The following is a 23,625-nucleotide window of genomic DNA, read 5'->3' as shown; positions in this document are numbered from 1 at the left end:
AGGCAGCTCCTTCTTTTCGTGCACACTGCTATGCTGTCAGGGGAGGGGCTCCCTTTTATTTGAAGGCTCCTGCTTTTTCTGCGTTCACCCGGCCGGAGAAGAAAACGGCGCCGCCGCCCATATCTGCAATCCTGTCCGTGGTCAGTGAGTTTACGAGCTGTTTGGCTCCGCTGTCATCTGCAAACAGTCCCTGGGTCACTAATACTCCGGGCAGTACATGCTCTCCTATGGCTGCCTTTAAGACGCATTCTCCGCGGTGATTCCAGATCCTGATATCATCATCGCCCTGGATGCCCAGCTTCAAAGCATCTTCAGTGTGTATGTGAAGTCTGGGGAATTTCTCAAGTGATACATGCTTTTCATTATTGGAAAAGGTGGAATTCAGATAATTATGGTTAGGTGCCGGAACAAAAAGAAATGGCAAATCCCCATCCTCTGCCAGAGGTTTATAGACCGGAAGCGGCTGGTGCCCATCACGTTCCATCGCTTTGGAGTATAACTCTATTTTTCCGCTCGGTGTGGGCAAGTCACCTGGGAACAGCGGACTGATTTTCGCTTTCAAGAACTCATTTTCCACAAGTGATTCAAAGGTGATTCCCTCGAGGTAAGGGTTCTGGCGGAAATCCAGCGCCTGACGGATCATTTCTTCGTCACTATCCTTAAACGCCTGTTCCTCAAATCCCATTCCGTGTGCCAGCAGACGAAAGACATCTGTGTTCGATTTTGATTCACCAAATGCTTCAATTACCGGCTTTTGAATTTGCATATAGTGATGCCAATAGGAAGTGAAAAAGTCAGTATTTTCGAAGGATGATGATGCCGGAAGGATGATATCGGCATACCGGGCAGTTTCAGTTAAAAACAGGTCATGCACAACAGTAAATAAATCCTCCCGCATCAAGCCCTCTCTGACCTTATTGGCATTTGGAGCTACAATTGCAGGATTTGAACTGTATACGAAAAGGGACCGTACGGGTTCATCCAGACTCAGCAGGGCCTTTCCCAGCTCGTTCATGTTAATCGTCCTGGTTTGTTTATCCCTCAGTAAATCCGGACGCTGCAGCGCATCAGTATTGAATGCCAGATATCCTGAATTTCCTTTGATGGCGCCGCCGCCCTTGATGCTCCATTGTCCTGTGATGGCAGGCAGGCAGGCAATCGTCCTTATGCACATCCCGCCATTATCATGATGCTGCAAACCGTTTCCTATCCTTATGAAGGAAGGGGAAGTTTCTCCATACATTCTTGCCAGCTTGTATATGTCATCTTCAGGTATGCCAGTGATGGCTGAAACAGTTTGGGGATCATATTGAGAAACATGCCGGCGAAGCTCTTCCCAGCCGGTTGTATACTGCTTCAGAAAATCAATATCCGCCATATTTTCAGAGAATAATAGATGCATGATTCCAAGTGCGAGAGCGGTATCTGTACCTGGGAGAATGGGTATGAACCAATCTGCAAACTTTCCTGTCTGATTTTTGTGCACATCAATGACAATGATTTTTGCTCCGTTTTTTCTCGCCTGCTGCGCCAGTGCAACCTGGTGCATATTTGTGCTGACTGCATTGATTCCCCACATAATAATTAATTTAGAATGTATCGTGTCTTCAGGGTCGATGCCAAAAGATCCCCCCATTGTATACGTATAGCCAGCCGATCCCGCAGAGTTGCAAATAGAGCGGAGAAGCCTGCTTGCTCCTAAACGGTTGAAAAATCTGCGGTCCATGCCCTCGGCTGATAAATTGCCCATGTTTCCGTAAAAGCTATAAGGCAGGATGCTTTCCGGGCCATGCTCGGAGATCAGCATTTTCCAATGTGAGGTGATGCTTGCAATCGCTTCTTCCCAGCTGATGCGCTCGAATTTCCCTTCTCCCTTGGCGCCTGTCCTTTTCATTGGATACTTAAGCCTTTTAGGATCATATAGACGTGACGCCATATGCCGCACTTTATTGCAAATATTCCCTTTTGTCACCGGATGTTTTGGATCTCCTTCTACTTTAATGATTTTTCCTTCCTTTTTATGGATTAGAAGACCGCACTGATCTGGACAATCCAGTGAACAGACGGAAGGAAAAATACCATCTCTTTGATTAATATATGAATTCATTTTTTTGCTCCTTATATGTTCATAAAGTATTTCGTCTATTTTCCCTTGAGTTGTTCTCATTTCTGTGCCAATAAGAGTCGAGCCAATCCGTCCCATTAAGCAGCGGGCGGAAATAACCAAATCCTTCTCATTATTAAGTCAGGCTGATTGGAGCGTACGGTGCGAGACTCCCGCTAATCCCGCGGAAAGCGAGCATCCTGGAGCGGAAATCAACCCCTTATTCCATAGCAATGAAGTTTACGAAAACAGCCTTTTTTTTATGATAGTGGAATTATACCATTCCATCAATATCGATGCTTGAAAAATGGTGGTGAAGTATGGGTATAAAGAAGGTTTTTGTGCCAAACAAGGTAAACCACATGAACCCGGGTTTATATTATCTGTTAATATAGGCTATTATTTATTTAAATAATGATTATGATATATAAGGGGTGAAAGCGTTGGACTATGGAATGATTATTTCTATTGGGATTTATATGGCAGGGATGCTTTTAATAGGCTATATTGCATACCGCAGGACGTCTAGCTTATCGGATTATATGCTTGGAGGACGGAATTTGGGTCCGGCTGTAACGGCTATGAGCGCGGGAGCCTCGGATATGAGCGGCTGGCTTTTAATGGGACTTCCGGGTTCCATGTATGCTGCCGGCATAAGCAGCGGCTGGATAGTAGTCGGTTTGACGGCAGGAGCCTATCTCAACTGGCTGTTTATTGCACCGCGTCTCAGGATATTTACTGAAGCTGCTAATAATTCACTGACTATCCCGGATTTTTTTCACAATCGTTTTAAAGATGCTTCAAGTATTTTAAAAATTACATCCGCACTTGTCATTTTAATATTTTTTACATTCTACACATCATCAGGCATGGTTTCGGGAGGAAAGCTGTTCACTACTGCTTTTCATATGGACTATACGCTGGGGGTATGGCTTACAGCAAGCATCGTGATTCTTTATACTTTATTTGGAGGCTTTCTCGCTGTAAGCTGGACGGATTTTGTTCAGGGGACTATTATGTTTATTGCACTCATTTTAGTGCCAATTGTCACAATCCTGAATATTGGGGGCATTGACAGGACTTTTGGCGAAATCCATTCTGTCAATCCAAAGCTTTTGGAAGCTTTTAAAGGAACGACCCCTATCGGCATAATCTCTCTTCTTGCGTGGGGACTTGGCTATTTTGGACAGCCGCACATCATTGTCCGCTTTATGGCGATATCTTCAGTAAAGGAGATTAAAAGCGCAAGAAGGATCGGGATGGGCTGGATGATTTTTTCAATAGCAGGCGCTATGTTTACAGGCTTGGTTGGTATTGCATATTTCAGCATTCATCACTCCCCTTTGGGGATAAAGGAGGCTGAGAGTGTTTTCATTCTCCTTTCTAAGCAGTTATTTCCTTCACTCATTGCCGGTTTCCTTTTGGCAGCCATTCTTGCTGCTGTAATGAGCACCATTGCTTCGCAGCTTTTAGTCACATCAAGTGCACTTACAGATGATTTCTATAAAGCATTCATCAGGCGTTCTGCTTCAGACCGGGAGTTAGTGCTTGCGGGCAGAATTTCGGTACTGATTATTTCGGCAATTGCCTTATATCTGGCCCTGAATCCCAGCAAAACAATTTTAGAGCTTGTGGGCTATGCCTGGGCGGGGTTTGGTGCAGCTTTTGGTCCTGTTGTTTTATTGAGTTTGTATTGGAAGAGGATGACGGGAACGGGGGCGCTTGCTGGCATGATCGCTGGAGCGGCTACGGTAATTTTATGGGAAAAGCTTGGCATTTATAAAAATGTTTATGAAATCATCCCCGGCTTTGCTGCAGGAACCTTGGCAATCCTGATTTTTAGCTTGCTGACACGAAAACCGTCACGGGAAATCGAAAAAGAATTCGATGCAGCCGTGAAAATACTTAAGCAATGACCTAAAAGGACCTGTTTTTTACTAAAAATTCCAAGGGCTTATATAAGCAGTCTTTTCATGGAATACTGATTAACGTATAAAGAATTCAAGCATAAGAGGAAACAATATGAGCCATTCTCGTAAAATTGCCCTGAAAATATCTATTATCTATATCATACTTGGCGTTATCTGGATTATTGGTTCGGATTCGCTATCCATGGCACTCGCCCAAAAAAACCTTTATCTATATGCTTTTTTTCAGCGCTATAAGGGATGGCTGTATATCATGTTGACCGGTATCTTCCTGTATACCGTAATTTATAACCGGACATCGAAGCTTCTGGCTTCTAAAAATGAGCTCCAAAAGAAAAATCAGCAATATCAGTCCATCTTTACCCATAATCCTGACGCGGTTCTTGAAATGGATTTGGAAGGGAGGATTTCTTCAATCAACCCGTCTGGAGAAGAAATACTGGGGTGCAAGGCCGACGTCCTAATAGAAAATCAAGCTTTCTTAAGGATGATGGCAGGTGAATATGAAAAGGTGAAAAAGTACTATGATCGTGCAATCCAAGGGGAAGCATCCGTATTTGAAACCGTCATACACAAATTAGATGGAGAAAAAGCAATATTAAGATGCACGTTTTTGCCCAGCAGTGTGAATGATCAGATTACGGGCATTTTTGTGATTGCCCGGGATATCACTATCATGCGGCGTGAAGAAGAATTGATGATTGCATCCGAAAAATTATCGGTCATTGGCCACCTCGCTGCTTCAGTTGCCCATGAAATCAGGAATCCGCTGACCTCATTAAAAGGGTTTGTACAGATTATGGGTATGACAAAAGAAGTAAATGAAGCCCACTTGGAAATCATGCTCACAGAAATTGACCGGATCAATATTATCTCGAGTGAAATGCTCATTCTTGGGAAAAAGCAGGATGTGAAATTTGCTGTTCAGGATATGAATCAAATCATCAACCAGGTCATTATGCTAATGAAGGCACAGGCCAATCTGGATAACATCGAATTGTTTTACAAGGAGAAATCAGTTGTTCCAGCCCTCGTGATGGCAGACAATATCCAGCTGAAACAGGTGCTGATTAACATTATTAAAAATGGAATAGAGGCATTGGAACATAACGGTGAAATCAGCATTACCCTCACTACGGATTATGATGAAGTTATTGTGACCGTCCAGGATAATGGGATCGGAATGGAGCCAGAGCGCCTGAACCGGATTGGCGAGCCTTTTTATTCTACTAAAGAAAAGGGAACAGGGATTGGCCTTGCCGTCTGCAAAAAGATTATCGAACGCCATAAGGGAAAAATCCTGTTCCAAAGCAAAAAAAATGAGGGAACAACTGTCACAATCCGGATTCCATTGGCGGTCTCCCCATAAATAGTGATACTATGGAGGAAGGTACTATAGAAAAAACAGAACCCTAAACCAGCAATAATGATTAAAGGAGAACTATATGACAGACACACAGCCACTAACTTTAGATATGAAGCCTTTTATTATAAAAGCGTGGGAGAAATCGGAATTCCGCCAGCCGACACCCATCCAGACAAAAGCCATTCCCTTTATCGTTGAAGGAAAAGATCTTATCGCAGAATCTCCGACAGGCACTGGAAAGACGCTTGCTTATCTCCTTCCCCTGTTAAATAAGATAAATGCAGAGAAAAAAGCGCCTCAGGCTGTCATTCTTGCCTCTTCAAGAGAATTGGTCATGCAGATTGCCGAGGAGGTGCGCATCTGGTCAGAAGGAAGCGAAATTACAGGAGCTGCTTTTATTGGAGGAGCCAACCCAAAAAGACAGCTTGAAAAATTGAAAAAGCATCCCCAGGTTATAGTAGGAACTCCAGGGCGCATTTATGAGCTTATTGCTCAAAAGAAAATCAAAATGCATGAAGTAAAGACGATTGTCCTGGATGAGGGAGATCAGCTTATTGTTTCAGAACATATAGCAACCATCCGGAATATTGTTAAGTCTACAATGAAGGATCGCCAGGTGCTTATTTTTTCTGCCACATTAACCGGGCAGGCAGAACAGCTGGCAGGGGAGCTTTTGAATGAGCCTGAAATTGTGAGAATTGATAAAAGTGAAAGAATGGAATCAAAGGTAGATCATATGTATCTGGTTGGAGACAAACGGGACAAATTTAAAATGATTGAAAAAATAACCCGTCTCGAAAATCTAAAAGGTCTTGCATTTTTAAACGATATAGCAGAATTAACCGTACTTAAGGAAAAACTTGATTATAAAGGAATTAAGCTTGAGGTTCTTCATGGTGAATCCAGCAAAATGGAGCGAGAGAAAGCGCTGAGAAATCTTCGCTCTGGAAAGTCCCCGCTGCTTCTCGCCACAGATGTAGCGGCAAGAGGACTGGATATCAAAGGACTTAATACTGTTATCCATGCTGATTTGGCGAAGGATGCAGATCAATACACACACCGTTCTGGCAGAACAGGCAGGGCTGGGGCAGACGGCACAGTCATCTCCCTGGTTACGGAAAGAGAAGAGCGGGAACTAAAAAAAATAGCCCGTGAACTTGAAGTGACACTTTCAAAGAAAACCTTTTATGGCGGAAATTTAGTAGATGAACAGTAAGTAAGCAGAAATACAGACAGCATAAGATGCTGTCTTCTCAGACTGCAGACAAACCCGAAAAGATGGGTTTGCCTGCAGTCTTCTTTGTTTTAGATTGTTTCCGTAAACTTTGCTGCCTTGGAACAAGGGGTTGATTTCCGCTCCAGGATGCTTCGCTTTCCGCGGGGCGTGCGCTGAGCCTCCCAGTCGTCGTCTGCGGGGTCTCACCAGTCACGCTGATCCCGCAGGAGTCTCCGCACCTTCCGCTCCAATCAACCTGATATAACATGGAACTGCCTCGAGAACTATTTAAGTAACAACAATCTTTAAAAAAAGAGCCATGTTTTAAAATAGTGGTAATCCAGTCTTGAGATGATGCTCAGGCTTCTAAACACCATTGCGAGAACAAATCGAAATAATTTTTTTAGATTAACAGGTACCTGTGGACCATTTAATTCGTAAATTAGAGACGGCCATTGATTTCTCTTTTATAAGGGTTCCTCTGTACCTGTGGCTGAGTCCCACTCATAATTTTTTACTTTTTTGTTTTCGCTTTCTAACTTTGCATCATCTGGTATTGGAAAATTATAAAATCCCTTTTTCTAAGTGAAAGTTATTATCTAAATTGACATAATAATAGATGCCTTTTCCTCATTTAAGTATAAAAGGGTGAATAGTAATGGAAATTTATCTTTGTAAAGATTGGCAAAAAAAAGCAAAGGGGTACGGAATAATCACATTCCTTACCCCTTTGTCTTATTTATCACTATGGATGGTTCTGCCTGGGAAAAAGCTTTTTTCCTTATTCATAGGATTCTCTTTTGCTGTTATGTTCTGAGGCAGCAATTTATAAATAACCGTTTTGCTTCCAAGAGACGACCGATATTTATCTACATGGCTTTTTTGAAGCGGGGTTTCGTAATATCCAGGAACGTATTTATTGAGCATGTGCTGCATCACTGCTGTAGCTTCTTCTAAATCCTGCAAAAATATAATCTCACCGAATATCATTACACTCATATATGCTGTGTCCGTTCTTGCCGGTACAGGATCTGCAATGGTTCCAAAGCTTTCTGAAACCGTCAGGCTGGCCCTGTTATTATGTTTCATAATATCTATTTTTTTGCCTTCATCCGCTCCGTGAAAATAAGCAGCTCCTTCATGCCAGATAAAATTCATCGGAACCACATAAGGATACACCCCATCAAATAATCCCAAATATCCAGTTTCAGAACAAGAAAGAAACTTATTGATTTTTTCATCATTAAAGCAAGCCATATTACTCTGTCTCATATCTTTCCTCCTAAGCGGGCGGGTTGTGTTTAGAATATTCTACTATGTATCAGGATTCTTATCTCTTTTTATTTTCCTAAAAAGACCAATCATTTTATCCCGCATTGACTGAAGCCGAAGATTCCAATGATAGAAGATTAACTTTATAAATGTCAATTACCTACATGTATGCAGTGCTGACAGTCTTTTTATTCGATGAAGCTATGAGTCTAGGGATTATAAGATGTTTGTCTAAAAAATGCAATTTTTCCAACGACTATGTTAATATACTATTATATGGTAAAAATAACAAATATATTGAGTATTTATAGTGGAGGGAAATAAATGAAAAGCAGGATTATTAAAGGAATACTATCATTGATTCTGATATCAGCATTGTTTGCTCCGCTAAGCAGGGCAGAAGCAGCAACAAAGACTGCAGTGGTGGATATTACCAACGGGGTGCTAAATGTAAGAAGCGGACCAGGACTAGATTACCGCAAAATCGGAAAGTTAACAGACCATGCCAAAGTTGCCGTCTATTCCATAAATCATGGCTGGGCACAAATTAAATACGGCAAGAAGAAAGGCTATGTATCTGATGAATTTCTTAGGATCTATAGTACAATGTCTTCTGTTTCTGCAAAGAAAATTGCAGATAATGCAGACAAAACTGAAAGAGTAACTTGGAAAAAGAACTATACCAAATCACAAATTTACTCTATAATGTCTTCCAGTTTTACAAAAGCATATATTGATAAGTACATTAAACAGCAATTTAGAACAGCTGGAAAAAATAACAATGGAACACAGCTTTATCATATCATTGAAACGGAGATTTGGGGATTAGCACTATACCCTATTGACTGGAAGATGCAATATGAACCAAAGAAGGCGGCCATCATTCACTTTGTTAAGAATGGAAAGGAATATTTATACATATCCCAATATCACTTGAATGAAGAGAGCGGTAATCAGACTTCGACTATCTGTTTCATAAAAAGCGGATTGCGGTGGCTGGTATTTGATCATCGAGTAAAATATGAGAACTGATTGAACTCCCAAAAAACTAAGCTATCACCTTCTTGCCTAACATCGATAAAGCAGAAAAAGCTGACCGTTCCCGGCAGCTTTTTCTGCTTTATCATATTTCCTTTTGGGGCGATTTAAGAAAAATAACAGCCTGATCTCTGAAGGTGAAAAATAAAAAAATATAATTCCGTGTAACTAAGTAAGAAATGAAAACGCTTCCAATTTTATTTTGTTTAACATAAGATAGAAGCATACAGACAGAACAAGGAGGGGAAATATGGAGAGCAAGTATAAGCATATTGAAACAGCTGTAATTCATGAAGGGTATGATTCAAAGGCTCACCTTGGGAGCCTTGCCATACCAATCTTCCAGACATCAACCTTCACTTTTGAAACGGCAGAGCAGGGAGAGAGGAGATTTGCCGGTACTGAGGAAGGCTATATTTACTCCCGTCTTGGCAATCCCACAGTGAGGGCCCTTGAAGAAAGAATTGCAGTCCTTGAAGGAGCTGAGGCGGCACTTGCATTTAGTTCAGGTATGGCAGCAGTTTCTGCTGTCTTAATTGATTTGACTAAGGCCAATGACCACATTATTTGTTCCCAGGGCCTATATGGCTGTACCTTTGGATTATTGAATCTTTTAAAGGAGAAATATAGCATCAGCCATGATTTTTGCGAAATGGAAACAGAAGAACAATTAAGAAATCTTATCCTTCCAGAAACGGCATGTATTTATGTAGAAACACCCATTAATCCAACAATGAAGGTATTGGACTTGCAGATGATTTCAAGGGTGGCAAAGGAATATGGAATTCCTGTTGTAGTCGATAATACTTTTTCTACCCCATATATTCAAAGGCCGATTGAATGGGGGTGTGATATTGTTCTCCATAGTGCGACCAAATACATTTGCGGCCATGGAGATGTTGTCGCTGGACTTGTGGCAGGAAGCAGGGAATACATCAGCCGGGTTGCCAGATCAGCACAGAAGGATATTGGCGGCATCTTATCCCCCTTTGATGCCTGGCTTTTGCTGAGGGGCATTAAAACCCTGCCAGTAAGAATGGATCGCCACTCGGCGAATGCTCTTCACATTTTCAGGGAACTGAAAAATCACCCAATGGTAAAGAAAATTTACTATCCTTTAGATGATACCCTTCCAGGCTTTTCTGCCGCAAAACGCCAAATGAAGCAGGGTGGAGGCTTGGTTACCTTTGAAATAAAGGGCACCAAAGAGGATGCTCAAAGATTCATGAATGAGCTTAACATGGTGAAGATTGCAGTCAGTCTCGGAGACGCCGAGAGCTTGATACAGCATCCTGCAACTATGACACATGCTGTTGTCCCGGAAGAGTCAAGGATTAAAATGGGCATTACTGATCAGATGCTGAGGTTATCGGCGGGACTTGAGAATTGTCATGATATCTGGGAAGACATAAACCAGGCGCTGAATGCCCTTATTCATGAAAAGATTTAAGTAATTAAAAAATAAGATAATGCATTGAAAGAGCAAACCAAATAAAAAAAGCAAGAATGATAAGATCAAGCTCTTATCGTTCTTGCGAATCGTCGTCTTTCTTCAAATCTTCAATCTGGGTAATAAGAATGTCACCTGTGTACTTATCATCATGCTTTTTTTTCAGCGCCAGGATAGCGGCTTTTCCGTCACTGGGACTCCCGTCATTAAAGTACATAGGAAAAAGCGAAAAAAATAGTACATAGAAAGAAAAATATATAAATTGATCCATAATTACAGATGAATCAAGAATATGAGCGTATTTCAGACTGCTGACCGTATACATGCCTGCAAAATTGAAAATGGATCCTCCCAAATAAATCAGTGTGTTTGTGAACCTGTTATCAAATTTCAATTGATGGAATTTACAGGCCCCATTCCAAAAATAATATTTCCGGATTTCAACTTTTCCAAAAGAAAATAATAGATTTCCGCTTCCGATAATCAGTCTCTTTTTACTGCCGCCAAAAATGGTAACGAAAAAGAGGTGCCCCATTAAATGAATCATTGTGACAATGGGAAAAATTAAGAAGAAGGAAACTAAAAATTTAATAATATCATACATTCCCAGCATGGAAAAAAACCTCCTTTATCTAAGATGTTTGTGTCATTTTGTGTAATCAGGAGGTCCACTATTCAGGTACCCGCCATAGAGCCTGAAAAACATGATTTAATTTTCCAATTGGGATTGCGGGTATTCTATGCATCCTTACTTTCTGTATCCATATCTAAGTGCGATCTTGAGATTAAAGGAATTAACCCAGCAATAAAAAGGATGGCAGCTAAAACATAGGAAATATATGACAGCTGCGCCATTTGGAAAAAACATTGCTCGCTGGAGTATAAAGCATTTTAAAAAGTCCCCTTTAATTAATGTATCTCCTTACTTATCCTTCTTAACAATAGGCTCTGTTAAGGAATCTCGTTGATTTTTTAATTTGGAATTCAAAAACAGCTGGGTCAAATCACCAAGCTGTTTCTTCTGTTTTTCTTTGCTTAATCTTTTATTTAAGCTTTAAAACAACTTCATTGATGTGTTTTATTTCATCTTTTCTGTAATTTGTTTAATATTTCACATTCGATGTTCAGGTCCCGAAAACTTTGGATAAAATGGCTCGCAGTGATGCCCTCATCATTTTGGAACTGCTCCAACATACGAATAGCAGGAACAACGCTGTGAACTCCTTCTTGTTTATTCATAATCTATTCTCCCTTGACAAAAAATAAGTAACAATATAAATTTATTCCAATATTGATACACATCACAACTCAATCATTAATTGAAAATATAGTAAATAGTTTGCTTTTTTATATACAAGATTAATAGAAAGGTTGGGAAAACGTGAAACGTGGGATTTTACTATTGATTGCAGCCACTCTTTTATGGGGGGGCAATTACATTTGCGGGAGATTTTTGGCACTTGCATTACCATCTACCTTACTTAACACAGTTCGGTGGGCAATTTCAACAATCATTCTTGTAGGAATTATGACAATTTCTAAAAAGAGGCTGCCTTTATTCTCGAAATGGAAGGAATTCCTGATCCTTGGCTTCTTTGGTGTATTTGCATTTTCAACGCTGAACTACTTAGGATTAAGGTCCATTAGTGCTTCTCAAGCTGGGATGATTTCAGCAGGTATTCCAGTTGCCATTTTAATATTTACTCCATTCTTTCTTAAAGAACACATCAAACTGAAGGCTTGGATAGGTACTGCGGTTTCAATCATTGGTGTTATTACATTGTTACTGGGGAAAAACCAAGCTTCCTCCGAGGGTTCCCTCATTGGTGACATGGAAATTGTCCTATCTTGCTTGGCTTGGGGATTATATACCGTACTTGGCAAACAATATGGGAAACAGATGGATCCTCTCACAATGACGGCAGGGGCATCTTTTTATGGAACAATACTAAGTGCCATCAGTTGCATAGGAACAGTACAACCAAGCATGATTCACATGTCAACGAACGCATGGCTTGCAGTACTATATGTGAGCACTTTTGCATCAGTCGGGGCATATTTCGCCTGGAACACTGGTGTGAAAATTGTTGGAGCAGGAAAAGCAGCGCCATTCATTAACTTACTTCCTGTTTGGACGGTTATATTTGGTGTTTTCTTATTACATGAACAAATTTCTTTGATGTCGTTATTGGGTGGAATTATCACGATTGCGGGTGCGGTGTTGGCAAGCCTATAGTGCTATTGATAAGTCCTTAATGATTTTAATCATGTATTAATAAGAGAACCAAAAGGCTATGAAAGCAATCCTAATAACTTTTTAACAGGAACATCCATTAAATTTTTTTTACCCTAATTGGACTTACCATTAGGAGAGCGAGTATTAAGGTAATATACGCATTGCTATATAAAAAAAATCCCATACCCGCCAAAGATAATCCAGCCGCTGGAATGGGTAATCCGCTAAAGTACCCAATGGTGGGTTTTACATTAAACCTAGCTAGTCTTAATGCCCCCATCGTCGGGAAAACAATAAAAGCTAATGAAGTTAAAATGGACGTTGCTGCTATTGAATGAAATAGAAGAGCAGGGGCAACACCGAAGCTCACTATATCAGCTAAGGAATCCAATTGAATACCAAATTCACTGTTCACTTTTAATTTTCTGGCAACCCTTCCATCTAAAAAATCGAATACAGCTAAAAAGAATATTAAAACGCCGGATACCTCTAAAAATCCACTCATATTACATGTAATTGCAAGAACACCGCACAATAAATTCCCAATCGTAAATAAATTTGGTGCGGCCTTTACTATCTTTTTAATCAAACTACTCCCACCTTATAATCGGAATTCCTACTTTATATATCATACCCACACAATTTTATGAAATAGCACGATATGTAAATAAATTAATCATATTAATGAATTTTGACAGAAATATAAGGTTATTTGGGTTTGGTTTTATAAACAGATTGGGGAGGAAAAACATGAAAAAATTAGTAGAGGCGACTATGCAAAGAGCACATTCTTATGATTGTATGTGTTGTCTGATTTTGGCTAACCATTTAATGCTTCATTAAATTCGTGCCAGTGAACTTGACCAACTCTTCCATATGGATTGGCAAGTGCCGATATGAGTGTAATCTCGCTTCTTTGTTCTGCAGTAACCTCTAGATAAATCCTTCACATCTTCACAACCTACGGAATAAATCATGGAAGCTTGCCACTTTAGCTTTTCTCGATCTCTAAGTGCCAAACAACTAGATAGCTTTAGCTTTATTATAGAATCTTCATTTTGAAATTTTATGGTTAATTGAGCTAAGAACATTAAAAGACCGAATGAGAAACCCATAAGAAAGATGGAAGAAATGTTAATTTTATCGAAAGCTTTACTAGGGTCATCAAATCTTGGCGACTTGGTCAACAGGATTGAAGTGATTACCGAAATTGTTGAAGCGGAACAAGGTATATTAGATGGGCAGGAACAAGATAAAAATAGTTTAGTGTCCAAAGAAGAAGGCATAAAAGGAACTGAAGACATTCCTAACATATCAAAATGATTACAGCGGATCCGTCACGTAATAAAATTGTTCAAATATGGTGCGTCAGGATAGAAGGTTAATACCTTTCTTTCTCTCTAGTTTGGTTTTTACAAAAGGAGTCAACAGTTAAAGAAGAAAGGGTTGCTTCAGCTGTTACAGCAACCCATTGTTTTTATAATATATCCTTTAATTCAGTATCAGAATAAATTGAGATGAAGACAACTGCATTGCGATCACCAATGTTTTTCACGAAGTGAGGGACACTCGCATTCCAGCTAAAGGAGTCACCTTCTTCTACAATAAAGGAGTCCTCTCCTTGTTCAGCCAGAACTTTCCCTTCTAATACTAAATGACATTCTTCTCCCTCGTGTGAATTTGGCTCCCCAATGGAGGCTCCGGGTGGGAATTCAACTATCATGGTTCGCAGGCCCCCCCTTGACGCCAAATGCTCTATCTTTAGGTTATTAAACGAAGAATTTGTTCGTTCATTTTGTCTGACAACACGCATGTGTTGTTTTTTCTCTAAAAGTAAATAAGGCAAAGGAACCCCTAGAAAATTTGCAATGGTACTTAGTGTATTAATGGAAGGTGAAGTATTATTGTTTTCAACATTGCTTATGAAACCTTTAGAAAGACCTGTTCCTTCACACATTTGAGCAATGGTAATTTTCTTTCTGTTTCGTATGGCTCGAATTTTTGTTCCAATATCCAGCTTAATCACCTCTAGTGTTTTTTAAAAAGAAACTTATTTATATATTAGCAAAAAAAACATTGACATTCTACCTGATTCGCTGTTATTTTATAGATAACAAATATTCATAGAAGGAAACAAATGCGCAGTAATTATTTTTTTGATCTTTTGTTTCTTAATATGAATATTTATTCTTCATTAATAAAAATTTATGTTGGGTTTCTTTATAGTAATAATCCAAGAAGGGATGATGTAATTTGAATTCACCCATGATTTATGAACTGCACAAACCATCACAGGTTGAGCCCGATAAAACCTATCCTGCTATTTTTGTCATGCATGGAATGGGTAGCAATGAACAAAATATGCTGCCGATAGTCGAGGGGTTAGAAGAAAGGTTTTACATTTTTAGTGTTCGCGGCCCATTATCTCAACCGCCGGGCTTCGCCTATTTTTCCATTCAAGGATATGGAAAACCGCACAGGGAAGTATTTGACCATGCAATCATCCAGTTGACTGGTTTTATTGATTATGCAACTGAACAATATCCGCTAAATCATGATCATTTATATCTGCTTGGATTTAGCCAGGGAGCCATTGTATCCATGACGCTTGGCTTAACATTAGGAAATAGAATCAAAGGAATTGTTGCTCTGAGTGGATATATTCCCGGATTCGTCAAGGAAGAATACAGTATTCAACCTGTTGATCAGCTTTCTTTGTTTATTTCTCACGGCGAACTTGACACCGTTCTGCCTTATCAATGGGGATTAGAAAGCAATGAATTCCTTCAGGGATTAGGTGCACAAGTAACCTTTCAATCCTATTCTGAAGGGCATACAGTTTCCTTAAAGAACCAAAAAGATTTTACGAAATGGATCCTTAATAATTTAAGTCAATAATAAGAAGATAATGGAGGAATAGGACATGCTGCCGTCTTTATTTGTGGCTCACGGAGCACCACTTTTAGCTATTGAAAATAATGAATATACTCAGTTTTTACATTCGTTAGGCAAAACACTTCCCAGGCCCAAAGCCATTGTACTGTTTTCGGCACACTGGGAATCATCTGCTCAAAAGGTGAGTGATGTAGATGAATTTGAGACAATTTATGACTTTGGTGGATTTCCAGATGCTTTATACCGCATTAAATATCCTGCAAAGGGCAAAAAGGAAGTCACTCAGGATATTACAGACAGTTTCACAAAACTGGGTATTCCTTATGAAGTTGATTCCACACGCGGATTAGATCATGGAGCCTGGGTAGTTCTCAAGATGCTTTTTCCCAATGCAGATGTCCCGGTCATTTCAATGTCTGTAAACGCTCATCTTAAGCCAGAGGAGCAATATCGAATTGGAAAGTCACTAACAAAACTCAGAGAGAAGGATATCCTTATTATTGCTAGTGGAGGAACTGTCCATAACTTAAGAGCCTTAAAAATGGGTAACGATGATGGATCAATAGATAAATGGGCTCTTGATTTCGATGATTGGCTAGGTAAGCATATAAACAATTGGGATTTAGAATCATTATTTAATTATGACTCGCTGGCTCCTGCTGCTGATATTGCAGTACCTTTATACGGAAAGGAACACTTTATTCCAATCTTTTATGCTATGGGGGCAGCAGATCATGAAAGAAATGCCAGACTATTGCATCGCAGTTATCGATACGGGAATCTTAGTCATAGTGTTTGGCAGTTTGGATTGTAGTAAATTTACTAGGAGGAAAGAAAAATGAATAACAATTTTAAAATAAGCAGTTTACTTTTAAGAGTCGTATTAGGAATAACTTTCTTTATTCATGGATTAACCAAATTCCAGGGCGGAATTGAAAATACAGTTGGCTGGTTTGAAAGTATTGGACTGCCTGGATTCCTGGCTTATGGAGTTGCTGTAATAGAAATTGTGGGCGGTCTTGCCTTAGTATTTGGGTTGTTTACGAGGTTTGTATCTGCTTTATTTGTCCTGCTAATGGCAGGAGCCATCGTAAAGGTGAAATTAGATGTAGGTTTTTTAGGAAATGGAAAGATGGCCGGATATGAATTGGATTTGGCATTCTTAGCAATGGCAGCATCTCTTGCTATTACCGGATCTAATGCTTATGCACTGGATTCCTTTATTTTTAAAGGACAAGAGAAGGAAAAAACAACATCTATCATCTAATTCCTTGAATAAGCACTATTAATAAGGCATTACTTCATTTCCAGAGGTAGTGCTTTCTTTTTGTCATTTATTACGTGGAGGGATAGCATATGCCGATTATTCAAATTACATTGATTGAAGGCAGAGATCAAGAAACAATTGAAACATGTATACGTAATGTTGCACGTACTGTTAACGAATCGCTTGGGGCTCCTATGAAAAGTATTCGTGTTATTGTGAATGAGGTTCCCAAGAATCGTTTTGCGGTGGGAGATATGCTAAAAAGTGAGATGCTGGAATAGGGAGGGTATCAATGCTTAACTACAGGGGTATTGCTCAAAGCTTAATCAAAGCTGAGAAACAAAAACAAGCAATTTCTTGTATTACCGATCAGCATGCAGATTTTAATCTAGCAATGGGATATAAGGTACAACAGGAACTGGTAAAGTTAAAAATTGACTCAGGCCATAAGGTAACGGCCTACAAGATGGGCCTTACCAGTCGGGCAAAAATGGAACAAATGAAAATCGGTGTCCCTATTTACGGGTACATTCTTGACTATATGAATGTCCCAAATAAAGGTCAAATCATAATGGAAGATTTCATCCATCCCAAGGTGGAGGCTGAGATTGCGTTTATACTTGGGGAAGATATTGAAGGACCAGGTATTACGGGTGAACAAGTTTTAGAAAAAACACAATGGATTCTGCCTGCCCTTGAGATTATTGATAGCCGATATGAGAATTTTCGGTTTCAGCTACCCGATGTGATCGCCGATAACACTTCTGCATCAAGGGTTGTTATGGGGAGTCGATTATATAGACCTCAAGATTTTGCAGTTGATTCGATTGAGGCAACCATGGCCATAAACGGGGAGGTAAGAGCGTGCGGGAAAAGTTCAGCGGTCCTAGGTAATCCCGCAAACTCTGTTGCGATGTTGTCTGCCATGCTGCATGAGGAAAAAAAGGGGAAGATTAAAAAGGGTTCCGTCATTCTGACAGGAGGAATGACGGAGGCTGTCGTCTTAAAGAAAGGTGACCATGTAATAACGGAATATAATCAAATGGGTCAAGTGTCTTTTCATATTCATTGAGCTAAGAAAAGGTAAAAAAATGAACACCTCTGTGTAATTTCTTTTGCGATTTTGGTGAGATAGTTGTTTGAATTTGGAATGCTTGTCAACCCTGAATTTTTGTTTAAGGTGTATTTTCAATTTGAAGGGAAACCAAATATGAAAAGGGAGCGATGCCTTACAACTTTGCATTGCTCCCTTTTCATATATTTGCTTATACTAATTGTTAGTTTAACTATTAATCATGTATATACGTGGATTGCCATATACGTTTCGTTTTCAAATGTACTAAGCATAAATGCGCTAAATCCGCACGAACAATTTTCCTGAAAATCGAAGGAGTGGGAGCGGAGTCCAAAAAAAACAGCAGGAACCTGTGTACAGTTCCTGCCGCTCTGGTTTTTTAAAGCTTTGCATATTTTGGATGTGCTGTTTTTACTAGCTGCTTTCCAAGGTTGGTTCCTTTGAAGAGTCCCAGAAAAGCTTCTGGGGTATTTTCGAATCCTTCGATGATTGTTTCTTCATACTGAAGTTTTCCTTCTTGCAGCCATTTGCCTAATTGGGCTGCTCCTTCCTTGAAGCGGGAGGCGTAATCTCCAACTGTGAAGCCCTTCATTAAGGCACTAGTTTTAATCATTGCCGTCTGAATGCGGGGACCAAGGTCTTCACCCTCGACGTTGTAGGATGAAATAGAACCGCATAGCGGAATTCTTGCATTCTTATTCAATAAAGTAAACACAGCATCTGTTATTTCGCCGCCTACATTATCAAAATAAACATCAATTCCGTCCGGACATGCCCTAGACAATGCTTCCCGAATATTTGAGGCTGTTTTATAATTAATGGCTTCATCAAAACCAAACTCGTTCTCAAGCAAGCTGATTTTCTCTTCTGAACCAGCTAACCCTACAACGCGGGCTCCTTTAATTTTGGCAATCTGGCCAACAACGGATCCTACTGCCCCGGCTGCGCCTGAGACTACAACCGTTTCGCCTTCCTTGGGCTGCCCAATATCCAGCAGTCCAAAGTAAGCCGTTAATCCTGGCATCCCTAAAATGCCCAAATGGGTTGTAACCGGTGCAACAGATGGATCAATGGTCCGGATTTCTTTTTCGCTCACCACTGAATACTCTGCCCAATTTAGATTTCCGATCACTACGTCTCCCTGTTTGAAATGTGGAGACTTAGATTCTGCCACTTCGGCAATCACTCCGCCAGAAATGGGTTCATGAAGCTTAAAAGGAGGAATATAAGATTTAGTATCCTGCATTCTTCCCCTCATATAGGGATCAACTGAAAGATAAAGAGTTCTGACCAATATTTCGCTTTCCCCGGGAACCGGGATTTCACGTGTTACAAATTCAAAGTCCTCGACATTAGGCAACCCTTTTGGACGGTTTGCAAGCTGAATTTCTTTTTGGTCCATTGTACCCATGTTATAGCCTCCCAGCTTATATTACTCTTAAATTAGCAAGAATAAAACGATGGCATGCAAAGTGTTAGTTCTACCAAAAAGCCTAACATTTTTAGAAATGCAGAGTCAAAGCATATGCAGGAAAAAACTTGCCAGTGTGTGCAGACATTTTCTAAAGGTTCGAGGAAGTTCATGATCAATAACTAGAAGACGCAATTTTATTCATTTGGCTCTTTTCTAAAAGATTATTATTATTTGAGACGATTTCATTGTTAATCGGGTTTATTGGGGCGTTCTGGAGCGGAAATCAGCCCTCATGTTCCTTAGAGCAAAGTTTACGAAAACAGCCATTCATTTAAAGGGAAAGCAGGTGAAAAAAAGTGATTGCAGAGAGAAAGAATCTAATAAGATCGATTATTCCAGGATGGATATTTATAGGGGGAGTTTTGGTTAATATATTAGCCGGCCAGTCATATAGCCTATCAGAACTAAAAGGTGAAGACGGTGCCTGGCTTGCTGGGGCGGCCATAATCCTGGCAGGGGCAGGGCTTCCTGCAGGGTATATCATTTATCAAATCAGCATGTTTTTCGGATCGGTTTTGAAAAATAGGAACTTCTATTACAGCCAGGAGTATGAGCTTGAGGTGTTTTTCTCCATTCATGTGAATGGAGAAAAAATGAGAGTGAGGCACAACAGGCTTCTTGAAACTGCGGGTGATTTAAGAGCTGCGTCCTGCAGTCTTCTTCTTGCATTAATTGTAAATCTGCTGATTGGTATCTTGTACTTCAAAAATTTTGATTTTGCCTTTTGGATAAGCGCAGCAGTCAATGCAGCAATTCTGCTGATTGTTTATCTGAATCAGAGACACTATATGGGGAATCTGGAATACTTCAAGAAAAGAATTCATCATGAATATAGCTGGCTGAAGTAAGGCAATAACTGCTTTATCGAGTCTTCAGTGTAGAACAGGGATATAAATTCCTTGTTCTTTTTTTAGTATGGTGATAGTATTACAGGTAATCAAATTTGACCAGTCTGAAGGGTAACAGAGCATGGCTGTTTTTGCTGGATCTGTTAAACGGAAGAGGAAGTGCAGGTTTGTTTGCAGTACAAGAAAGTTCATAAATACGCAGTCCTTCGGGGTCGGGTGAGAATCCCAACCGGCGGTGATGAAGCAATTCTAAGCCCGCGAGCCTGAATAAGGCAGGATTTGGTGAAATTCCAAAGCCGACAGTATAGTCTGGATGGGAGAAGGACATATGGAAAAAAAAGACATAAATCGCAAGGTCTGGAGCAAAAAAATCTTTTGTAATAGGCTTATTTGGTTATGACTAAAAAATCCATATTCTCCCTTAAAACCTCTTAGGAATCCCTGAGAGGTTTTTATTTTTTCAGAAGGACCTAAATGGTCCAAACATGAAAAGAGGGTGAATGAATGAACGATCAAGAGTATATGGAGATTGCTTTAGGTCTTGCTGCTGCGGCTGCAGGCCAAACTTCGCCTAATCCGGCGGTTGGTGCTGTCATAGTCAAAGATGGGGAGATTGCCGGAATGGGAGCGCATTTGAAAGCCGGGGAAGATCATGCAGAAATACATGCTCTTAAAATGGCTGGCGAAAAAGCAAGGGATGCCTCCATGTATGTAACACTGGAGCCGTGCAGCCATTTCGGAAAAACTCCTCCATGTGCAGCTGCTCTAATAAAGGCGGGAATAAAAAAAGTGTATATATCTTCAGCAGATCCTAATCCTCTTGTTGCAGGAAAAGGAATCAAGATGCTTGAAGAAGCAGGCATAGAGGTTCATAGCGGACTTTTATCAGAAAAGGGTGACGAGCTGAATGAAGTGTTTTTTCATTTTATCAGGACCGGCACACCATTTGTCACGATGAAGCAGGCTGTGACTCTTGATGGAAAATCTGCTGCAGAATCGGGTGACAGCAAGTGGATCACTTGTGAAGAATCAAGGCTCGACGTTCACAGGGAAAGAAGCCGGCATGACGCTATCCTTGTTGGAATTAATACGGTCTTAAAAGATAATCCGCGGCTGACGAACAGAATAGAACGGGGAGCAAGGCAGCCCGTCCGCATCATTCTGGATACTCATCTAAGGACGCCTATAGATTGCGCGGCAATAATAGATGGAACGGCTGAAACCCTTATTATTACAGGTTCAGAGGCTGAACAAAAAAATATAGATCGCATACAGTCAGACAAAGTTAAAGTGTTGAGAATGCCATCTGATTCTATAAAAATTATGGATGTATTGAAGATACTGGCGAAACGGGGAATCACTTCTCTTTATGTAGAAGGAGGCGCCGAAGTGAATGCCAGCTTTTTGAAGGAAAAGGCTGTAGGCCGCATGATAACGTATATCGCTCCGAAACTTGCCGGCAAAAAAGCTCACGGTATGTTCGGAGACCTGAATGTGAAGATGATGACTGATGCATATTCCCTGGATTTTGAGAAGGTGGAGAGAATCGGGAAAGACCTTAAAATTACATCACGTTTAAAGCAGGTGGAGAAATGTTCACAGGAATCGTAGAAGATATCGGCACTGTTGGCGGTATAAAGAAAGGCCGAAACAGTATGGAATTGACCATACTTTCAAATAAAATTACACATGACATGCATCTTGGTGACAGCATTTCGGTCAACGGGGTATGTTTAACAGTTACAGAATATAAGAGTAATTCTTTTACGTTGGACGTGATGCCAGAAACGGTAAATGCTACGTCACTGATTAATCTAAAAGCCGGGTCACCTGTTAATCTTGAAAGAGCCATGGCTGCGAACGGCAGGTTTGGAGGGCATTTTGTTTCCGGACATGTGGATGGAACAGGAATGATAGTGAAAAAACAGCATAAGGAGAATGCCGTTTACTATGTAATTGAAGTTCCTGAATATGTGTATAAATACTGCATTCCAAAAGGCTCAGTTGCCATCGATGGTGTGAGTCTGACTGTCTTTGATCTATCTGAAAATCAGCTGACCATATCCCTGATTCCGCACACTCACAAAGAAACTGTATTAGGGAGAAAAGCGCCGGGAGAAATTGTCAACATTGAAGCGGATATGATTGGAAAATACATGTACCATCAAAATAATCGGGAAAAACAGACTAAAACGTCTGTTACTTACGAACTGCTGGAGAAAAGCGGATTTTGATAAAAAGGAGCTGATTGATATGCTGAGCAGTATTGAAGAGGCACTAGCGGACATCGCAGCCGGGAAAATTGTCATTGTAATAGATGATGAAGACCGTGAAAATGAAGGTGATTTTGTAGCCGCAGCAGATAAGGCCACTCCAGAGGTCATCAACTTTATGGCGAAATATGGACGCGGTTTGATTTGTACAAGTATCTCTGGAGAATTAGCGCAAAAGCTGGACCTGCATCCTATGATTGGAAAAAATACCGATCCTTTTGGAACAGCATTCACTGTGAGTATTGATCACAAAAATACATCAACAGGAATTAGTGCTTATGACCGTTCGCTGACAATCCTTGAACTTCTCAATGAAAATACTGTTCCAGAAGATTTGAAGCGGCCGGGCCATGTTTTTCCTTTGATTGCAAAGGAAGGCGGTGTCCTCCGCCGTGCCGGACATACAGAAGCTGCCGTTGATTTAGCAAAGCTTTCAGGAACTGCTCCCGCAGGGGTTATTTGTGAAATCATGAATGAAGATGGAACAATGGCAAGAGTGCCCGATCTGGCTATTATTGCTAAAGAGCATGGACTAAAGATGATATCAATCGCGGACCTCATTGCATATCGCAGAGAAAATGAGCAAAGCGTGAAAAGAGAAGCGGAAGTGAAGCTTCCGACATCATTTGGCGATTTCAGGATGATTGGCTATTCTAATGCCTTTGACCAGCAGGATCACTTTGCATTAATCAAGGGTGAAATCGATCCTGATAAGCCAGTGCTTGTCCGTGTGCATTCTGAATGTCTGACAGGAGATATTTTCGGCTCGCACCGCTGTGACTGCGGACCGCAGCTGCATGCCGCGCTGGCACGGATCGAGTCTGAAGGAAATGGTGTGCTGCTTTATATGAGGCAAGAAGGGCGCGGCATCGGCCTGATGAACAAACTTAAAGCTTACGAATTGCAAGAACATGGCTATGATACGATTCAAGCCAATGAGAAGCTTGGATTTCCCGCTGAGCTGAGAGACTATGGAATTGGAGCTCAAATATTAAAGGATCTCGGCATCACGAAAATGAGGCTTATGACGAATAATCCGAAAAAAATGTCAGGCCTAACCGGTTATGGACTTGAAATAACAGAACGTGTGGCAATTGAGATTCCGGCAATTAAAGAAAATGAACACTATCTGCACACAAAAAAAGTGAAAATGGGGCATCTGCTGTCATTATAGGAGGAATAA

General features: G+C 40.5%; 24 protein-coding genes and 1 riboswitch. Of the genes, 16 read left to right on the top strand and 8 right to left on the bottom strand.

The features are described from left to right. Positions 1–55: 55 nt before the first annotated feature. Positions 56–2,107: a molybdopterin-dependent oxidoreductase gene (locus BIV59_RS11775; protein WP_071351686.1), complete on the bottom strand. Its 2,052-nt coding sequence runs from the start codon at positions 2,105–2,107 to the stop codon at positions 56–58. Positions 2,108–2,547: 440 nt separating this feature from the next. Between BIV59_RS11775 and putP the strand changes: the two genes are divergently transcribed. The 3 genes from putP (at position 2,548) to BIV59_RS11760 (ending at position 6,614) form a co-directional block, all read left to right on the top strand. Further along, a complete protein-coding gene (gene putP, locus BIV59_RS11770; RefSeq protein ID WP_071351672.1) occupies positions 2,548–4,020 on the top strand; it encodes a sodium/proline symporter PutP in 1,473 nt (490 codons plus the stop codon). 106 nt (positions 4,021–4,126) lie between these two features. Further along, complete coding sequence (locus BIV59_RS11765) at positions 4,127–5,401, top strand: ATP-binding protein (RefSeq protein ID WP_071351671.1); 1,275 nt, start codon at positions 4,127–4,129, stop codon at positions 5,399–5,401. A 76-nt stretch (positions 5,402–5,477) separates the two neighbouring features. Beyond that, complete coding sequence (locus BIV59_RS11760; protein ID WP_071351670.1) at positions 5,478–6,614, top strand: DEAD/DEAH box helicase; 1,137 nt, start codon at positions 5,478–5,480, stop codon at positions 6,612–6,614. Positions 6,615–6,651: 37 nt separating this feature from the next. On the opposite strand, the gene BIV59_RS11755 is transcribed toward BIV59_RS11760, so the two are convergent. Together BIV59_RS11755 and BIV59_RS11750 are read right to left on the bottom strand one after the other, a co-directional pair. Further along, complete coding sequence (locus BIV59_RS11755) at positions 6,652–6,882, bottom strand: hypothetical protein (RefSeq protein ID WP_071351669.1); 231 nt, start codon at positions 6,880–6,882, stop codon at positions 6,652–6,654. Positions 6,883–7,349: 467 nt separating this feature from the next. After that, positions 7,350–7,886, bottom strand: coding sequence for a pyridoxamine 5'-phosphate oxidase family protein (locus BIV59_RS11750; protein ID WP_071351668.1), 537 nt, complete (start codon positions 7,884–7,886; stop codon positions 7,350–7,352). A gap of 324 nt (positions 7,887–8,210) precedes the next feature. Here BIV59_RS11750 and BIV59_RS11745 point away from each other — a divergent pair, with 324 nt between their 5' ends. Then, positions 8,211–8,918 carry an SH3 domain-containing protein gene (locus BIV59_RS11745; RefSeq protein WP_071351667.1) on the top strand — a complete coding sequence of 236 codons (708 nt, stop codon included), beginning with the start codon at positions 8,211–8,213 and terminating at the stop codon, positions 8,916–8,918. A gap of 256 nt (positions 8,919–9,174) precedes the next feature. Continuing rightward, positions 9,175–10,374, top strand: coding sequence for a methionine gamma-lyase (megL, locus tag BIV59_RS11740; protein WP_071351666.1), 1,200 nt, complete (start codon positions 9,175–9,177; stop codon positions 10,372–10,374). Between the two features lie 73 nt (positions 10,375–10,447). Here the strand turns inward: megL and BIV59_RS11735 are convergent, their stop codons facing one another. Together BIV59_RS11735 and BIV59_RS23655 are read right to left on the bottom strand one after the other, a co-directional pair. Beyond that, positions 10,448–10,987, bottom strand: coding sequence for a hypothetical protein (locus tag BIV59_RS11735; protein WP_071351665.1), 540 nt, complete (start codon positions 10,985–10,987; stop codon positions 10,448–10,450). Between the two features lie 470 nt (positions 10,988–11,457). Then, positions 11,458–11,613 (bottom strand): hypothetical protein, encoded by a 156-nt coding sequence (locus BIV59_RS23655; protein WP_170846141.1) that lies wholly within the window; start codon positions 11,611–11,613, stop codon positions 11,458–11,460. A gap of 142 nt (positions 11,614–11,755) precedes the next feature. Here BIV59_RS23655 and BIV59_RS11730 point away from each other — a divergent pair, with 142 nt between their 5' ends. Next, positions 11,756–12,610, top strand: a complete 855-nt coding sequence (locus BIV59_RS11730; RefSeq protein WP_071351664.1) for a DMT family transporter — start codon at positions 11,756–11,758, stop codon at positions 12,608–12,610. A gap of 97 nt (positions 12,611–12,707) precedes the next feature. Here BIV59_RS11730 and pssA read toward each other — a convergent pair whose 3' ends face one another. After that, a complete protein-coding gene (gene pssA / locus BIV59_RS11725; RefSeq protein ID WP_071351663.1) occupies positions 12,708–13,199 on the bottom strand; it encodes a CDP-diacylglycerol--serine O-phosphatidyltransferase in 492 nt (163 codons plus the stop codon). A gap of 533 nt (positions 13,200–13,732) precedes the next feature. Between pssA and BIV59_RS11720 the strand changes: the two genes are divergently transcribed. Further along, entirely contained in the window at positions 13,733–13,933 is a 201-nt protein-coding gene (locus BIV59_RS11720) for a PcsB-like coiled-coil domain-containing protein (protein ID WP_071351662.1), read from the top strand. A gap of 154 nt (positions 13,934–14,087) precedes the next feature. On the opposite strand, the gene BIV59_RS11715 is transcribed toward BIV59_RS11720, so the two are convergent. Beyond that, positions 14,088–14,627: a helix-turn-helix domain-containing protein gene (locus BIV59_RS11715; RefSeq protein WP_071351685.1), complete on the bottom strand. Its 540-nt coding sequence runs from the start codon at positions 14,625–14,627 to the stop codon at positions 14,088–14,090. 236 nt (positions 14,628–14,863) lie between these two features. Here BIV59_RS11715 and BIV59_RS11710 point away from each other — a divergent pair, with 236 nt between their 5' ends. The 5 genes from BIV59_RS11710 to BIV59_RS11690 all read left to right on the top strand — a co-directional run bounded on the left by BIV59_RS11710 (position 14,864) and on the right by BIV59_RS11690 (position 17,844). Further along, entirely contained in the window at positions 14,864–15,508 is a 645-nt protein-coding gene (locus BIV59_RS11710) for an alpha/beta hydrolase (RefSeq protein ID WP_071351661.1), read from the top strand. A 25-nt stretch (positions 15,509–15,533) separates the two neighbouring features. Then, positions 15,534–16,319 carry a dioxygenase family protein gene (locus BIV59_RS11705; RefSeq protein WP_071351660.1) on the top strand — a complete coding sequence of 262 codons (786 nt, stop codon included), beginning with the start codon at positions 15,534–15,536 and terminating at the stop codon, positions 16,317–16,319. A gap of 24 nt (positions 16,320–16,343) precedes the next feature. After that, positions 16,344–16,772, top strand: a complete 429-nt coding sequence (locus BIV59_RS11700) for a DoxX family protein (protein ID WP_071351659.1) — start codon at positions 16,344–16,346, stop codon at positions 16,770–16,772. 89 nt (positions 16,773–16,861) lie between these two features. Beyond that, positions 16,862–17,053: a 2-hydroxymuconate tautomerase gene (locus BIV59_RS11695; protein WP_071351658.1), complete on the top strand. Its 192-nt coding sequence runs from the start codon at positions 16,862–16,864 to the stop codon at positions 17,051–17,053. 11 nt (positions 17,054–17,064) lie between these two features. Further along, entirely contained in the window at positions 17,065–17,844 is a 780-nt protein-coding gene (locus tag BIV59_RS11690; protein WP_071351657.1) for a 2-keto-4-pentenoate hydratase, read from the top strand. A 382-nt stretch (positions 17,845–18,226) separates the two neighbouring features. Here BIV59_RS11690 and BIV59_RS11685 read toward each other — a convergent pair whose 3' ends face one another. Beyond that, on the bottom strand, positions 18,227–19,258 hold the full coding sequence (locus BIV59_RS11685) for an NADP-dependent oxidoreductase (RefSeq protein WP_481747430.1): 1,032 nt from the start codon (positions 19,256–19,258) through the stop codon (positions 18,227–18,229). 359 nt (positions 19,259–19,617) lie between these two features. Between BIV59_RS11685 and BIV59_RS11680 the strand changes: the two genes are divergently transcribed. From BIV59_RS11680 to BIV59_RS11665, 4 genes are all read left to right on the top strand, one after another. Continuing rightward, a complete protein-coding gene (locus BIV59_RS11680) occupies positions 19,618–20,169 on the top strand; it encodes a BA5345 family protein (protein WP_481747429.1) in 552 nt (183 codons plus the stop codon). A 198-nt stretch (positions 20,170–20,367) separates the two neighbouring features. Then, positions 20,368–20,498: riboswitch (FMN riboswitch) on the top strand. Between the two features lie 175 nt (positions 20,499–20,673). Continuing rightward, positions 20,674–21,780, top strand: a complete 1,107-nt coding sequence (gene ribD / locus BIV59_RS11675; RefSeq protein ID WP_071351655.1) for a bifunctional diaminohydroxyphosphoribosylaminopyrimidine deaminase/5-amino-6-(5-phosphoribosylamino)uracil reductase RibD — start codon at positions 20,674–20,676, stop codon at positions 21,778–21,780. Further along, positions 21,762–22,403, top strand: a complete 642-nt coding sequence (gene ribE, locus BIV59_RS11670) for a riboflavin synthase (protein WP_071351654.1) — start codon at positions 21,762–21,764, stop codon at positions 22,401–22,403. Before ribD ends, ribE begins: the two co-directional genes overlap by 19 nt. A gap of 19 nt (positions 22,404–22,422) precedes the next feature. Then, a complete protein-coding gene (locus BIV59_RS11665) occupies positions 22,423–23,616 on the top strand; it encodes a bifunctional 3,4-dihydroxy-2-butanone-4-phosphate synthase/GTP cyclohydrolase II (protein WP_071351653.1) in 1,194 nt (397 codons plus the stop codon). Positions 23,617–23,625 lie beyond the last annotated feature (9 nt).

Origin of the sequence: Bacillus sp. MUM 13, assembly GCF_001866725.1 — a bacterium.
Lineage (GTDB): Bacteria > Bacillota > Bacilli > Bacillales > DSM-1321 > Peribacillus.
Note: the sequence above shows the minus strand (reverse complement) of the source record. Positions and strands in the feature narration are given on the sequence as shown.

Bases quoted from the DNA above. Each gene is read 5' to 3' on its own strand.
- BIV59_RS11755 (WP_071351669.1), bottom strand. From the start codon at position 6,882: ATGTTATATCAGGTTGATTGGAGCGGAAGGTGCGGAGACTCCTGCGGG.
- BIV59_RS11765 (WP_071351671.1), top strand. From the start codon at position 4,127: ATGAGCCATTCTCGTAAAATTGCCCTGAAAATATCTATTATCTATATC.
- BIV59_RS11775 (WP_071351686.1), bottom strand. From the start codon at position 2,107: ATGAATTCATATATTAATCAAAGAGATGGTATTTTTCCTTCCGTCTGT.
- BIV59_RS23655 (WP_170846141.1), bottom strand. From the start codon at position 11,613: ATGAATAAACAAGAAGGAGTTCACAGCGTTGTTCCTGCTATTCGTATG.
- BIV59_RS11750 (WP_071351668.1), bottom strand. From the start codon at position 7,886: ATGAGACAGAGTAATATGGCTTGCTTTAATGATGAAAAAATCAATAAG.
- BIV59_RS11760 (WP_071351670.1), top strand. From the start codon at position 5,478: ATGACAGACACACAGCCACTAACTTTAGATATGAAGCCTTTTATTATA.
- BIV59_RS11720 (WP_071351662.1), top strand. From the start codon at position 13,733: ATGGAAGAAATGTTAATTTTATCGAAAGCTTTACTAGGGTCATCAAAT.
- megL (WP_071351666.1), top strand. From the start codon at position 9,175: ATGGAGAGCAAGTATAAGCATATTGAAACAGCTGTAATTCATGAAGGG.
- BIV59_RS11685 (WP_481747430.1), bottom strand. From the start codon at position 19,258: ATGGGTACAATGGACCAAAAAGAAATTCAGCTTGCAAACCGTCCAAAA.
- BIV59_RS11690 (WP_071351657.1), top strand. From the start codon at position 17,065: ATGCTTAACTACAGGGGTATTGCTCAAAGCTTAATCAAAGCTGAGAAA.
- BIV59_RS11665 (WP_071351653.1), top strand. From the start codon at position 22,423: ATGCTGAGCAGTATTGAAGAGGCACTAGCGGACATCGCAGCCGGGAAA.
- BIV59_RS11735 (WP_071351665.1), bottom strand. From the start codon at position 10,987: ATGCTGGGAATGTATGATATTATTAAATTTTTAGTTTCCTTCTTCTTA.
- ribD (WP_071351655.1), top strand. From the start codon at position 20,674: ATGAACGATCAAGAGTATATGGAGATTGCTTTAGGTCTTGCTGCTGCG.
- BIV59_RS11700 (WP_071351659.1), top strand. From the start codon at position 16,344: ATGAATAACAATTTTAAAATAAGCAGTTTACTTTTAAGAGTCGTATTA.
- BIV59_RS11745 (WP_071351667.1), top strand. From the start codon at position 8,211: ATGAAAAGCAGGATTATTAAAGGAATACTATCATTGATTCTGATATCA.
- BIV59_RS11695 (WP_071351658.1), top strand. From the start codon at position 16,862: ATGCCGATTATTCAAATTACATTGATTGAAGGCAGAGATCAAGAAACA.
- BIV59_RS11705 (WP_071351660.1), top strand. From the start codon at position 15,534: ATGCTGCCGTCTTTATTTGTGGCTCACGGAGCACCACTTTTAGCTATT.
- ribE (WP_071351654.1), top strand. From the start codon at position 21,762: ATGTTCACAGGAATCGTAGAAGATATCGGCACTGTTGGCGGTATAAAG.